The sequence below is a fragment of the Allobosea sp. P1_A7 genome, assembly GCF_056406775.1.
The window spans coordinates 1-12691 of the sequence record NZ_JBFTZN010000164.1 but is presented as its reverse complement, the minus strand read 5'-3'; the positions used below and the strand labels follow the sequence as shown (position 1 = coordinate 12691).

At 64.8% G+C, this 12691-nt stretch carries 13 protein-coding genes; 3 read left to right on the top strand and 10 right to left on the bottom strand.

The annotated features are described in order from the left end of the window. Positions 1 to 214 (top strand): NapC/NirT family cytochrome c (locus AC1D34_RS24415; RefSeq protein WP_476825582.1); only part of this gene is annotated, 214 nt, incomplete at its 5' end. Positions 215 to 309: 95 nt separating this feature from the next. Here the strand turns inward: AC1D34_RS24415 and AC1D34_RS24410 are convergent. From AC1D34_RS24410 to AC1D34_RS24395, 4 genes are all read right to left on the bottom strand, one after another. Continuing rightward, positions 310 to 1389, bottom strand: coding sequence for a M48 family metallopeptidase (locus AC1D34_RS24410; protein ID WP_476825581.1), 1080 nt, complete (start codon positions 1387 to 1389; stop codon positions 310 to 312). A 24-nt stretch (positions 1390 to 1413) separates the two neighbouring features. After that, on the bottom strand, positions 1414 to 2565 hold the full coding sequence (locus AC1D34_RS24405; RefSeq protein ID WP_476825580.1) for a YjgN family protein: 1152 nt from the start codon (positions 2563 to 2565) through the stop codon (positions 1414 to 1416). 248 nt (positions 2566 to 2813) lie between these two features. Beyond that, complete coding sequence (gene ctlX, locus AC1D34_RS24400; RefSeq protein ID WP_476825579.1) at positions 2814 to 3755, bottom strand: citrulline utilization hydrolase CtlX; 942 nt, start codon at positions 3753 to 3755, stop codon at positions 2814 to 2816. Further along, the gene (locus AC1D34_RS24395; RefSeq protein ID WP_441490408.1) at positions 3755 to 4804 is read right to left on the bottom strand and encodes an ornithine cyclodeaminase; all 1050 of its coding nucleotides are present in this window, start codon (positions 4802 to 4804) and stop codon (positions 3755 to 3757) included. The genes ctlX and AC1D34_RS24395 overlap by 1 nt, the downstream gene beginning before the upstream one ends. 134 nt (positions 4805 to 4938) lie before the next feature. Between AC1D34_RS24395 and AC1D34_RS24390 the strand changes: the two genes are divergently transcribed. Beyond that, positions 4939 to 5364: an Lrp/AsnC family transcriptional regulator gene (locus AC1D34_RS24390; RefSeq protein ID WP_043242225.1), complete on the top strand. Its 426-nt coding sequence runs from the start codon at positions 4939 to 4941 to the stop codon at positions 5362 to 5364. Between the two features lie 194 nt (positions 5365 to 5558). Here the strand turns inward: AC1D34_RS24390 and AC1D34_RS24385 are convergent, their stop codons facing one another. From AC1D34_RS24385 to gcvA, 4 genes are all read right to left on the bottom strand, one after another. Continuing rightward, positions 5559 to 6908 carry a patatin-like phospholipase family protein gene (locus AC1D34_RS24385; protein ID WP_476825578.1) on the bottom strand — a complete coding sequence of 450 codons (1350 nt, stop codon included), beginning with the start codon at positions 6906 to 6908 and terminating at the stop codon, positions 5559 to 5561. 151 nt (positions 6909 to 7059) lie between these two features. Next, positions 7060 to 8454, bottom strand: coding sequence for a sensor histidine kinase (locus AC1D34_RS24380; RefSeq protein WP_476825577.1), 1395 nt, complete (start codon positions 8452 to 8454; stop codon positions 7060 to 7062). Beyond that, positions 8451 to 9125, bottom strand: a complete 675-nt coding sequence (locus AC1D34_RS24375) for a response regulator (RefSeq protein WP_441490411.1) — start codon at positions 9123 to 9125, stop codon at positions 8451 to 8453. The genes AC1D34_RS24380 and AC1D34_RS24375 overlap by 4 nt, the downstream gene beginning before the upstream one ends. A gap of 176 nt (positions 9126 to 9301) precedes the next feature. Then, positions 9302 to 10231, bottom strand: coding sequence for a transcriptional regulator GcvA (gcvA, locus tag AC1D34_RS24370; protein ID WP_476825576.1), 930 nt, complete (start codon positions 10229 to 10231; stop codon positions 9302 to 9304). A gap of 105 nt (positions 10232 to 10336) precedes the next feature. Here gcvA and AC1D34_RS24365 point away from each other — a divergent pair, with 105 nt between their 5' ends. Further along, positions 10337 to 10552 (top strand): DUF1127 domain-containing protein, encoded by a 216-nt coding sequence (locus AC1D34_RS24365; RefSeq protein WP_069877934.1) that lies wholly within the window; start codon positions 10337 to 10339, stop codon positions 10550 to 10552. 133 nt (positions 10553 to 10685) lie between these two features. Here AC1D34_RS24365 and sorB read toward each other — a convergent pair whose 3' ends face one another. After that, the gene (gene sorB / locus AC1D34_RS24360; protein WP_441490413.1) at positions 10686 to 11009 is read right to left on the bottom strand and encodes a SorB family sulfite dehydrogenase c-type cytochrome subunit; all 324 of its coding nucleotides are present in this window, start codon (positions 11007 to 11009) and stop codon (positions 10686 to 10688) included. An 11-nt stretch (positions 11010 to 11020) separates the two neighbouring features. Continuing rightward, positions 11021 to 12241 (bottom strand): SorA family sulfite dehydrogenase catalytic subunit, encoded by a 1221-nt coding sequence (gene sorA, locus AC1D34_RS24355; protein ID WP_476825575.1) that lies wholly within the window; start codon positions 12239 to 12241, stop codon positions 11021 to 11023. Positions 12242 to 12691: the final 450 nt, after the last annotated feature.

Sequence of the window (12691 nt, the reverse complement as noted above, 5' to 3'; positions counted from 1 at the left end):
GCGCCGGGCAGCCGAGATCCACAGCCGCTTCCTGATTCCGAAGGAGAAGACCTGCATCGACTGCCACAAGGGCATCGCCCATCTCCTGCCCGACATGACCGGTATCGAGCCCGGTTGGAAGGAAGCCCCGGAGCTCCAGGGCAAGGGCAGCGCCTCCTGGCATGGGCCAGAGCGGGAATTGCGCGCCTATCTCGCCAGCATCGAGACGCGCTGAACAGGCAGAGAGACCATCGAAGGGCCTGATCGCGGCGCGATCCTGGAGCGTTCCCGCGACAGTGCGAATGGCGGAAAAGCCCGCCGCCGTGCTGTTCAGGGCTTGGACCCGACGCAGATATCCTTCAACGCCCGCCATTCCACATCGGTGAGGATCGCCGGTCCGGTCGTCGGGCGGTCGAGGCGCTTCATGCGGTCCAGCCGCTCGGCGCTAAGCGGATGGCTGTCCAGGATCGTGCCGCGGCTGTCGCTGCCGGTGATCCGCACGAGGAACTCACCCAGGGGAGCCGGCGATCGGCCGAGCCCGGTCATCGCTTCAACCGCAAAATCATCCGCGCCGCTTTCCGCATCACGCGAATGCGACGCATCGAGGATCGAGCGGGCGCCAAAGATCACTGCACCGCTGCCGGTGACATCGCCAAACAGCAAGCCAATCAGAAAGGACGTGCCCCCGGTCTGAATCAATTGGCGGAGACCGTCGCGGCGATGGGCATGGCCGATCTCATGCGCGATCACGCCAGCAATCTCGTCAGGATTCTGTGCCTTTTGCAGCAGCCCTTCGAACAGATAGATCTTGCCGCCCGGCAGGGCGACGGCATTGGGAATGGCCGATGACAGAACCTGCGCCTCCATCGGAATGGAAACGCCTCCTGCCTCTCTCAGCCCGTCCACCATCTTCGCGAAGGCGCGCTGTCCCGCCGGCTGGGCGCAGACATGGCCGCCCATGAGTGCACGCACCTGCTTGTCCACGGCATCGCCCAGACGCTTCTCCGCCGCTATGGGGACCAGCGGCGCAAGCCGGTCGGCGAGGAGCGGAATGCCGTAAAGCGTGATCATCACGATCGAACATGCGGCGGCCAGCGACCATCCGACGATGCGCCAGGTCTGGCTGCCGCCGCTTGCGAGATCGAGCGCTCCGCAACGGGCAAGCAGTGTCTGCGCCGTCGCCTCGTCGGCGACCTCCAGCCGGGCGAGAGGCAGGGCCGACACGGCACTCAAGCGCAGGGTTGCTTGTCCGTCCGCCCGGCGAATGTCGTCATAGGGCCAGGACGCGATGACGAGGTCATCCTCGGCGATCTCAAGCTTGCGCGAAAACCGCAGCGCGACCCGGCGCTTGCGATTCGAGCTGCCGTCGAAGAAGACAGCTGGATGTTCGGACTGCCCGTTCGAAGTCATGATGCGGGACCGGGTCGCACCTTGTCATAAGCCGCCAATGTCGAGGCTGTCGGCAAAGCCTTCGCCCAGCGCACCAACGGCGGCACCCTGACCGATGACGTCGTCGGCTGCAGCCAGGTTGAGCACGCTCGTCCGTCCCGCGATCTTCGCCCAGATGTCGCGGGTGAGGTAGATTCGGACCAYCGCGCCGAAAGCGATCGCGGCCACCAAATAGCCCACCCCCAGAGCGAGCAAGACCAGCGGATGCTGCATGGCCACCTGAATGCGCTCCGCGCTCCCTCCTGCGAGGTAGGTTGCCCCGACGGTTACGCCCACCAACCACAGCCCCAGCACGAGCACCAGCAAGAGCGACCAGCCGACGACTTTCCAATAGCTGCTGATCAAGTCGCTCCGCTCGAGATCGGAGCGGAACGCCACGTCACCGAAACGAATACCCGAGACCCACCAGCGCCATTCGATCGCTTTGTACGCGCCATAGAGAAACGGCAGCGGGATCACGAGCACCGCCGCCGGCAAGGCCAGAAGCCAGAGGAACCAGGCCTGCTTGAAGAAGTCGCTGCCGGTTCCCTCGAACCGGCCCTGCAATGTACCATAGGAGGTATGGCGCATCTTGAAGCGTTCGAGTGCCGCCTGCCGCCACGGCAAGGCCAGTCCGGCGGTCAACAGGACCAGCAGAGACCATGATCCGGCGCGCCAGCTATAGCCCCAGCCCGATCCGCCCATCCCAAATCGCAATCCGCGCCAGACCGTGCGCGTGACCCGGTACCGTCGCGCGCGGTAGAGCGCGAATTGTGAAAACAGATAGAGGAACAAGAACAGCGGAATGCCGGCCAGCGTGTCGATTCCTCCGGCTTCGGGGCCACCGAGAAAAGAGATCAGAAGGAGCGGCACCAGGAAGCCGACCAGATAGCCCGGTACCAGAATGGCCATCGCGATCAGGAAGCCGATCAACAACTCCTTGGCTCGGCCGGTATATTCCACGGGGTCGCCGCCGACCGAGGTATTCGACCACAAATGCCGTCGGATATCGGTTGCAAGCCAGAACCGGTAGAAGCCGAGCGTGACCAGCTCCAGCAATGCGCCGCGCGTCACCAGCCGCCGGAACACTGGTCGCTCACCGGAAAACATCACCCGGTCGACCCGCGGCGTGGCAAGGTGCGAGGTTGTCTGGTGCATGGCGAAGCTCGCTATCGCGTCAGATTCGACGGAAACTTGTCCGGCACATCCATAGCAGCTGCGTCAGCCGCCGAAATAGCCACAACCGTGAGTTTAGTCAGGAATTTATATGACAGGTTAATCTACCGCTGACGTAGAGTCTGAGCGGGTTCAAGCGACTCTCCGGGGCTCCACAGCAGGCAGCCGCCTGGCAGCGATCCGATCGAGAATGGCGCGGTCTCGTCGGAAGACAGACGCGCTGAACAGGCTCAGGCCGCTTGAAGCGCTCCGCGCGCTGCGAGATGGATGCCCGCCAGCATGCAGCGCACCGAGCCACCGGCGAGTTCGATGGTCGGCACGTCGAGCGGCAGCAGGGTCGCAAGACCCTCCAACGTCGCACGCTGCTCCGGGCGCAGAGCCTGCAAGGCGYGTGACGACAGCGCCACGACGCGACCGTTGCTGCCCTGCCGCTCGATTGCATTGCCGGCGAACGCGTTGATCTGCCCGTGGTCGAGATCGATGATGATGCGCCCCTGGGCCAGTCGCTCCGCAATCTCGTTCCGGCGCGCCGCATCGCGAATGGTGGCCAGCCCGATCAGGCAGAAATCCGTGCCGACGCACATCAGGACATTGGTGTGATAGATCGCCCGGCCCGCCGCATCGACCGCATCGAAGACCACCGGCTCGAAATTGAAATGCGTGCAGAAGCGCTCCAGCGCCACCTCGTTGGTGCGGTTCGAACGCGCGGCATAGGCGACACGCTCGATATGATCGAGCACCATCGCGCCGGTGCCTTCGAGGTAGACCCCGTCCTGCTCCAGGCCGGAATAGTCGATCACGTCCTGGACCCGATAGCGATGCTTCAGCATCTCGATGACGTCGTGCCGCCGCTCCTTGCGCCCGCTCGGCGAGAACATCGGATAGAGCGCGACATGGCCGCCGGAATGGGTCGAGAACCAGTTGTTCGGGAAGACGGAATCGGGCGTCGCGTTGCCCTCGTCCTCGAAGAGATGCACGGCGATGCCGGCTTCCTCCAGCCGCGCCGCAGCACGCGTCACTTCACGATGCGCTTCGGCGGCGATGGCGGCGGCGCTGCGTGCAGCATCGGTGCCCTGAAAGAGATTATCGGCGGCCGTCGCCGGGTTCGGGCTGAAGTGATGCGGACGGATCATCACGACGCTGCGCGCCGCCTGGACGGAGAGCTTTTGCATCATCGCGCCCCGAGAACGGCACGAGGAGCAGCGACCGGCGCGTTCAGCAGGCCGAACAGGTTGCGCGGATCTTCCGGCTCGGTGAGGAGGTCGATCTCGTCATAATAGTCGGTGCCCTCGACCTGATCGCGCAGATAGCGCAGGGCCGAAAAATCCTCCGTGGCGAAGCCGACGGAATCGAAGATGGTGATCTGGTCCTCGGTGCGGCGCCCCTTGGTCTCGCCGATGATCACGCGCCAGAGCTCCGTGACCGGGAAATCCGGCTCCATCTGCTGGATCTCGCCTTCGATGCGGGTCTGCTCTGGGAATTCGACGAAGACATCGGCGCGCAACAGGATGTCGCGCTGCAGCTCGGTCTTGCCCGGGCAATCGCCGCCGACGGCGTTGATGTGCACGCCGGCACCGACCATGTTGTCGGAGAGTATCGTCGCCTTGAGCTTGTCGGCCGTAACGGTGGTGATGATATCGGCGCCAATCACGGCCGCTTCGGCGCTGCTCGCCACCTCGATCTCGAGCCCGTGCCCCGCGAGATTGGCCCTGAATTTCGCGGTCGCAGCCGGATCGATATCATAGACCTGCAGTCGCCGGATGCCGTTCAGCGCCTTGAAGGCCAGCGCCTGGAACTCCGACTGCGAGCCGAGGCCGATGATCGCCATCACCGCGGCATCCTCACGTGCGAGATAGCGCGCGGCAACGGCCGAGGTTGCGGCGGTCCGCAACGCGGTGGTGATCGTCATTTCGGAGAGCAGGCGCGGATATCCGGTCTCGACATCGGAGAGGACGCCGAAGGCCGTCACCGTCTGCAGGCCGGTGCGTGTGTTCTTGGGGTGGCCGTTGACATATTTGAAGCCGTAGAGCTCGCCGTCGCTGGTCGGCATCAGCTCGATCACGCCGTCGGCAGAATGGCTGGCGACGCGCGGCGCCTTCTCGAACAGGGACCAGCGCCGAAAATCCTCCTCGATATAGCCCGCAAGGCCAATCAGATAAGGCTCGATGCCGATGGCAGCGATCAGCCGAACCATGTTCTCGACGCCTACATACTGAACCATTGGTCGGCCCTCCCTGCGCGCTTTTCTGGAATGGAGGGCATTCTAGCCAATGCAATTTGCACACTGAATTGCGAACAAGTTCAGATTTATGCGATTTGTTGATCAAACCGCTCACATCGAATAGACAGATTGCCATGCATATCTTCGACGAGCTCGATCACCGCCTGATCGCAGCGCTACGAGAGGACGGGCGCGCGCCGATCTCGAAGCTCGCGACCATTCTGGGCGTCTCGCGCGCAACGGTGCAGACCCGGCTCGACCGGCTGATCGAGTCGGGCGCGGTGCTCGGTTTCACCGTGCGCTCCCGGCAGGACTATGACGACAAGGCCATTCGGGCGATCATGATGATCGAGGTCACGGGCCGCTCGACGACCGCGGTGATCCGGCAGATGCGCGGCCTGCCGGAACTGCATTCGCTGCACACGACCAATGGAACCTGGGACCTGATCGCAGAGATCCGCGCCTCCAGCCTCAGCGATTTCGATCGCGTGCTGCGCGAGGTCCGCACCATCGACGGCATCCTCAACAGCGAAACCAGCATTCTGCTCAGCTCGGTATAGCCCGCGGGGAGAGCTCTCTGCGCAGCAGGGGGGCAGGCGTCTTCGCACCCAACCGACATTCCTCCATCAAAGCCCCGCCGGTGCGACAGCAGCGCAGCCAATAGCGGCCCCGGCCCACCACGACGCAGCGCGCGAGCCGGCAGAGAAGAACACGGCGGGTTGGGATTGCCGGGCTCAGCTGTTGCCGAAGGCATTCAGCCGTGGGGCGGGCCGTCGCGCCACGCCGGTTTGATGAAGCTGCGATAACCTTCGTTGCCGAGCAGCAAGGTTCGCCCCAGGCCCGCGAGAAAATCGACATCGCCGGATTTCAGGCTGAGCGTGTTGTGCAGTTGGAGAATGTGAGCCTTCTCTGCCTGCCCGCTCACATCCGCGAGGGACAACCGCACCACGCTGACATCAAGTCTTCCGCACCCGGCCTGCGCGGCTGTGCTGCCGCAGCGCCAACGAACCAGCCGGTCACGCCAGTGCGCAGCCTCTCCTTCCAGTGCGTCAAGGCTCATCCGGCTGGCGCTATCGATCATCGCATCGGCAGCCGCAACGATCGCCGACGGCGCTGTCGGGCCCTCGACCGCGCTGGACATCTCGCCACCGACACGCGTGGAGGCATCGGCCACGATGATGATCAGGCGCTCCAGATGCCGCGCGGCAGCGATGCCCAGAGGTTCCGGCGCAGGCTGCTTGAGCGACCTGATGAGATTTCGCACCGCAAGATTGTCGACGAGGCCGCCGTCAAGCAGCTTGAGATAGCGGAGATCCGGCGCACTGGCGTATCGCGCCTGGGACTCCGCAACATGCCTGTCGAACTGGGAGCTCCCGGCAGGAAGCCGGACCGCGGCCGGCGCATTTCGGGCAACGGGACAGTCCCCGGTGAAATTCTGCAGGACGACCGGAGCGAAAGCGACCGGCACCGCGGACGAGGCCGCGACCGCGTGCGCCAGGGGGAAGCTGTCATAGTCGCTGCAGATCGAGCGGAAGCTCGCCCGATCGAACGGGAACGGCGCCCGATTGTAGAGATCCGTCGCGTGCAGCAGGAGCCTTGGTCGTCCGCGTTGACCGAGATCGCCCATCGTTGCGCCACCATACAGGCTGGCATCCAGCCAGGCCGCAAGACCGGAGAGATCATTGACGCCACCATGATAGGCGCGCAGCAGGTTCTCGGGCGTATAGGCCATGCGCAGCGACGCTTCTGCGTCCTGGTCGAGAAAGGCGCGGCGGAACTCCGGCAAGGCTCGCGGCCCGTGCAGGGCCAGATGGGCGGCAAGAATGGCCCCACCGGAGACACCGGCGACCACGCCAATATCGTCGGCGAGCCTGCGCGTCTCATCGCCCGGAGACGGCTGTTCGGCCAATGCCGACAGCACGCCATATCCGAAGGCCGCGGACCGCGCTCCTCCGCCTGAGAATGCGAGGATCACGCCGGTGCGTGCCGGAACTCCCGCGGACAGCCGCACTGCAGGAGCGGGGTCATGCATCAGCGGCGCGTTCGAGGGCAGGTTGGCGGGCGCGGCACACGCTGCAGTCCAGAGCGCAAGCATCGCCGTCATCAAGAGGGGGCGCCGCGCTCTGGCGACACGCCCGCAGCGAGCAGCAACAGTCAGGAAACAGGCTTTCAACGATGCCGGCCTTCTCAGCCGCGACAACGTCTCCGCACGATGCGTGACCATTCGCTGGCCAGCGACATCTCGCCCGCGTGGGTTATGTCAGCATTATGCCCGGGCAGGAGGGATCAACCGCCGGCGGCGGCAATGTAATCCGGAAGCGCGCGCCGGACGCGGCCGGGTCGAGGGCGGTGATCTGGCCGGAATGGCGCCGAACGATCTCCTGGACGAGGTGCAGCCCCAATCCCGCTCCCCGCTCGCGCGGCGCCAGCCGGCAGAACGGCTCGAAAATGCGGTCGCGCTGATCGACGGGCACGCCAGGCCCCTCGTCGGCGACCTCGATCGTCCGCTCGCGCCCGACAGCGATCGTGATCGTGCCGTGGCGTCCGCCGTGCTGGATTGCGTTCTGCACGAGGTTGGCCAGCGCCCGTTCAAGCGCGGACTGGTCGCCCCATGCTGCAACCTGGTCGGCCTCAGCCTCGAAGGCCACCTGATAGCCTGAGGCGATCGCCAGCGGCGCGAGATCGGCGGCGACACGCCGGCCGATCGTCACGACGTCGATCCTGGCAAAATCCTTGGTGCTGTGATCGATCCGTTGCATGTCGAGCAACTGCTCCGCCATGACGGCAAGCCGCGCTACGTCTTCGTAAAGCCGCGCCCGCTGAGCCGTATCCGGCAGGATATCGAGCCGCGTCTGCAAAATCGCGATCGGCGTCCGCAGCTCATGTGCAGCATCACCGAGAAAACGCTTGTGCCGCACATGACCTTCGTCGAGCCGCTGCAGGGCGCGGTTGACCGCAGCGACGACCGGGGTCAATTCGCTCGGGGTGGCGTCGGTCGGCAGGCGTTCGCCGTGCCGTTCGATATCGATCCGCTCGGCCTGCTCCGCTACCTTTCCAAGGCCGGCAAGCGCCCTGCGCACGACGATAGGCGTTGCAATGATCGTCGCCAGCCCCATGACCACAAGGGCCGGAAGAACGAAGCTCATGAAGACGATCAGGAGCCCCTGAACGAGCCAGCTCAGCGGCGCCTCTGCCCCCGGTCCGGTTGCAATCTGGATCTGCCCCGCGGAGCCATCGACCCAGCGGATCAGTGCATTCGTGCGCGGGGGATCGCCAAGATTCCAGCCGAGCCTCGCAACCCCGACATCGTCGAGCGCGTCGCCGATGCGTGCGAAATGGGGCGGCGGAGCTCCCTCGGTCAGCGTATGGCCAAGCCGGTCGCGCACGATGAACCAGAGATCGGGAACATCCGACCGCAGCTTCGCCAGCGCCGGCGTCGTTTGCAGGACAAGCCTGCCGGCAGGATCGCGCGTGACCGCGCTCTTCAGCACATCGACCGTCACATCCTCGGATTCGAAATTGAACAGATGGCCGCCGAGGTAGAGCGCACCGATGACCAGGACGACGAGCAGCGAGAGCGTCGCGGCCTGCAACGCGAGGAGGCGCCGGACGAGGCGCCATTTCAGCGAATGCGCGCGGGGCCAGGTCATGCCGCGTGTTTGAGGAGATAACCGACGCCGCGAATTCCGTGAATCTCGAGGCCGGCCCCCGCCTTCGTCAGCTTCCGACGCAGGTTCGACACATGCATGTCGAGCGCATTCGATTGGATTTCGTCATCGAAGCCGTAGACCGCCTCCTCCAGCGCGGCACGCTGCACCGTGCGCCCACGTCGGCGCAGAAGAGCCTCCAGCACCAGCAGCTCCCGGCGCGGCAAATCGAGCCCAACCCCATCAATGGTCGCGCAGCGATCATGCCAATCATAGTCGAGGCGCCCTGCCCGTATCCGATCGGGAGCCATCACCGGCGCACGGCGGAGCACGGCTCGCAGCCGAGCCAGCAACTCGTCGATCGCAAACGGCTTGGCGAGATAGTCATCGGCTCCGATGTCCAGGCCCTTGACCCGGTCCCCGAGGTCGCCCCGCGCGGTCAGCACGATCACCGGCGCGATCTGCTTGCGGGCACGAAGCCTCGGGATCAGCGTCAGGCCGTCGCCGTCCGGCAATTGCCGGTCGAGCAGAATTGCGCTGTGCGCCGCAGTCGCGATCGCCTCCTCCCCTTCCGCCAGCGTGGTGACATGGTCGACGACCATGTCGTGCTGGGCCAGGGCTGCGCGGAGCGCCGCCGCCATTTCCGGCTCGTCTTCCACCAGGAGAATGCGCATGGCTAGGACAGGCTCGCTTTGACCCAGCCTCTCCTGACGCAGCAACATTGCCGCGAGGTTGCGCGCATTCGAAGTCCCCCTCGACGAGAGGGTGCTTGCCAGGTTCCGGCGAGACGATCCGCTCATTCCGGCCGCCCTGGATCGCGGCGCAGCCTACGCCCTTCCGGGATCGCAGGTCATGGTGTCACCACCGCGCGATGGGCGGCAGCTTCGCCGCATATCCAGGCCCGAAAGGCCGCAATGGCCGGCCTTTCGGCGGAGATCTCGGGGCAGACCAGATAATATTGATGTGGCCCTCTGACCTGATGCGGGAAGGGCCGGACGAGGCGACCCGCATCAAGATAGTCCCCGATCAGGACATTGGTGGCGAGGGCTATGCCCTGGCCCGAAGCGGCCGCCTGCAAGGCGAGGAACATGTGCGAGAAGCTCGGCCCTCGCGTCGCATCGATGTCAGGCAGCCCAACCGCGGACAGCCAGCGCGGCCAGGTGACATAATCGAGTATTCCATCCGGGATCTCATGCAGCAGCGTGTGATGGCGCAAATCAGCGGGCTCCTGCAGGGGCCGGTCGGGATCACCGAGCAGGGTGGTGCTGCAAACCGGAAAGAAATTCTCCTCCATCAGCAGGTCCGAGCGCAGGCCGGGATAGAGGCCGCGGCCGGAGCGGATCGCCACGTCCACATCCTCGCCGTCGAAATTGGTCAAACCCGTCGAGATCGAAACGCGCACCTCAAGATCGGGGTGACGCTCCTTCAGCGAACCGAGGCGGGGGATCAGCCAAGTGAGGGCGAAGGTCGGCAATGTGCTGACAGTCAGAATACCGGGCGCATCAGGCCGTAAGGCGCGCGCCGTGGCCTCGTTGAGCTGATCGAGCAGCAGCGAAACGGTCGCGGCATAGCGTTCCCCGACCGCCGTCAGGGCGACGCCCTTGCTCGGCAGGCGCGTAAAGAGAGGGCGGCGCAGCCAGGCCTCAAGCGATCTCACCTGCTGGCCGACCGCACTGGCGGTGACGGCGAGTTCGTCCCCGGCCTTCTCGAAGTTGAGGTGCCGGGCCGCGGCTTCGAAAGCGCGCAGAGAGGTCAAGGGCGGAACGTGGCGGCGCGTCATGGGGAAGCGAAGGAAACCTTGGGCTGAAGCCAAGAAGTTCGCATTTGCTTGGACCCCAGGCAAGGAGCAGATTTGCTGGCGAAACCTGAGACAAGGGAGGCCGTCATGTCGACCAGGCCAGCCATAGAAAACCTTCTGCCACTCCCTGCCGCACCGTCGATTCACGGCCTGTCGCGCCTGCTGCTCCGTCTTGAAACCTGGCTCAACGCCAAAGCCAGCGCACGCGCGCTCTACCGCATGGATGACCGTGCATTGTCAGATATCGCGCTTTCCCGCAGCGACGTGGAGCGCGTCAACGCCACGGTCCGACTGCCGGATTGACGGCTTTGCCGGCAGAGTGCCGGGTTTCTGGAGGACGCGGCGGCGACGGGGTCTTTGCGCGGCTTGATCGTGCATCGTGAAGCCGGGATCACGGTCAGGCCCGTCGCAACCGAGAGGTGCGGCCCTTCGTTCCTCAATAGGTTTTGGCCAGGTATTCGGCGATCGCCTTGGCATCGGCCTCGTCGATCGGGGCGCGGTAGACCTTGATCATCTTCTGCACCTCGGCGTCCCAGAAGGCCTGCCCCTTCTTCGGCGGCTGGAAGTTGACGTAGTCGACCGAGTGGCACGACATGCAGTTGTTCTTCGCCGCCTCGAAGCCGGGACCGGGGCCCGGCTTGAGCACCGCCGTTTCAGCGGGCAGTTGATAGGTTTTCGGCATTGCCAACGCCACACCGGCCAACGCCACACCGGCAAGGCAGAGCCCGAAAGCCGACGCCCCAATGAAGCGCAAGGTCATGACCACCTCCATCACGCGGCCGTCACGCGGGTCGTCTCGACGACATTGCGCATATAGCCCGCCGGATTCCACAAGGGCTCGATCGGCTGCGATTGGCCGATCCGGTTGGTCGCCCTGACCATCAGCACATGCTCACCCTTGGGCAGCCGGACCGCTGCCTTCCATTCGCGGAAAGAATATTTTCCGAGATTTTCGCCAAGCGCCGCCGCAAGCCAGATTTTCCCACCATCCGGCGAAATCGCGACATCGGTGACGCCATAGCCGCCGTCAAAGGCGATGCCGCGCAGCATGACATCTGCATTGGCCCTCACCGTTGCCCCGTTCTGCACGCTGGTGATGAAGGAGCGGACGCTGAAGCGGTTGATCGGCACGGTCGCGGTCGGCGCCTTGCCGGGCTCGGTGCAGGCACAGGCATTGGCGGGGATGCGATAGGCCGACGTCATCCAGAACCCATCGAAGGCCTTGTCGAGCACAGCGATCTCGCGGAGATGCTTGACCCAATAGGTTCCGAAATAGCCCGGCACCACCAGGCGCACCGGGAAACCATTGAGCCAGGGCAGATCCTCGCCGTTCATGGCGTAGGCCAGCATGACCTCGCCGTCGCGGGCATGGTCGATGTCGAGCGCCTTGATGAAATCCGGCGTGTCGGGGATCATCGGCCCGTCGAGGCCGTCGAAGGACACCTGCACCGCCCCGGCCTGGACACCCGCCTTGTCGAGCACAGCCTTGAGCGGCACGCCCCTCCAGCGTGCATTGCCCATCGCACCGTTGGCGAGCTGGCCGCCGGCGACGCGCGGATCGAACAGGCCGCGGCTGTTACCGGAGCACTGGTTCACGGCGATGATCTCGGCTGGCTCGAACCCCGTCTTCAGTTCCTGAAGCGAGAGCGATAACGGCTTGTCGACCTTGCCCGTGATCGCGATGCGGAAGGCGTCCGGATCGATCTCGGTCGGGATATCCGCCAGGTGATAGCGCACGAAGAACGCATCGTTCGGGGTCAGAAGCCCGTCATTGAAGACGCCGAACGGGGTTTCGAGCTGGGGCGGCCGCGCCGTCAATTCAATCAGCGGGCGTTTGCCGGGATAAGCGACGAGCGACCGCTCACCATTGTCGAAGGGGAGCCACACAGTTTCGGCCGCGAAGGCAGCAAGACCTGCGCCCTCGCCCACTGCCACCCCCAGCCCCAGCACGGCGCGCCCCGCCGCTTTGAGCATTTGCCGTCTGTTGAACATGGCGCTCCTCCGCAGGACATATTCCTGGCGAATAGAAAGGCACGCAGGCTCGGTTCGTGGTTCTCCGCGGCTGAAGCGCCGCGGCTCAGGCAGTGCGAACCCGGGGCCGCTCGGCAGCCCGCTTCGTTGGTCCGCGATCAATCTAATACAGGTAAGGGCCGACCRCCACGGCTGGGATGCCGGAGACATGCCTCGGATGGGCGCGACCGACATGCCACGCAGAACCGGGGCCGTCGCGCGGACGAATCGACGTTTTCAACAAAATGCGAATCGGCTGTTGACACCCGAAACCTGATTCGCTTAAACACTGCTCATCGAGACGGCGCCGCCGCTGGCGGGGCCGCTCTACTGCGCTTCATGAGAGCTTCGGGCCTTGTAGCCGAGAGATCGGTTGGCCTGCTTGTCTTTGTTAGACGCACCGCTGTTTGAAAACTGAAGACAGAAAGAGAA

Coding starts and splice junctions, on each gene's coding strand:
- AC1D34_RS24410 (WP_476825581.1), bottom strand. CDS start 1,389: ATGACTTCGAACGGGCAGTCCGAACATCCAGCTGTCTTCTTCGACGGC.
- AC1D34_RS24395 (WP_441490408.1), bottom strand. CDS start 4,804: ATGGTTCAGTATGTAGGCGTCGAGAACATGGTTCGGCTGATCGCTGCC.
- AC1D34_RS24390 (WP_043242225.1), top strand. CDS start 4,939: ATGCATATCTTCGACGAGCTCGATCACCGCCTGATCGCAGCGCTACGA.
- AC1D34_RS24385 (WP_476825578.1), bottom strand. CDS start 6,908: ATGACGGCGATGCTTGCGCTCTGGACTGCAGCGTGTGCCGCGCCCGCC.
- AC1D34_RS24380 (WP_476825577.1), bottom strand. CDS start 8,454: ATGACCTGGCCCCGCGCGCATTCGCTGAAATGGCGCCTCGTCCGGCGC.
- AC1D34_RS24375 (WP_441490411.1), bottom strand. CDS start 9,125: ATGCGCATTCTCCTGGTGGAAGACGAGCCGGAAATGGCGGCGGCGCTC.
- gcvA (WP_476825576.1), bottom strand. CDS start 10,231: ATGACGCGCCGCCACGTTCCGCCCTTGACCTCTCTGCGCGCTTTCGAA.
- AC1D34_RS24365 (WP_069877934.1), top strand. CDS start 10,337: ATGTCGACCAGGCCAGCCATAGAAAACCTTCTGCCACTCCCTGCCGCA.
- sorB (WP_441490413.1), bottom strand. CDS start 11,009: ATGACCTTGCGCTTCATTGGGGCGTCGGCTTTCGGGCTCTGCCTTGCC.
- sorA (WP_476825575.1), bottom strand. CDS start 12,241: ATGTTCAACAGACGGCAAATGCTCAAAGCGGCGGGGCGCGCCGTGCTG.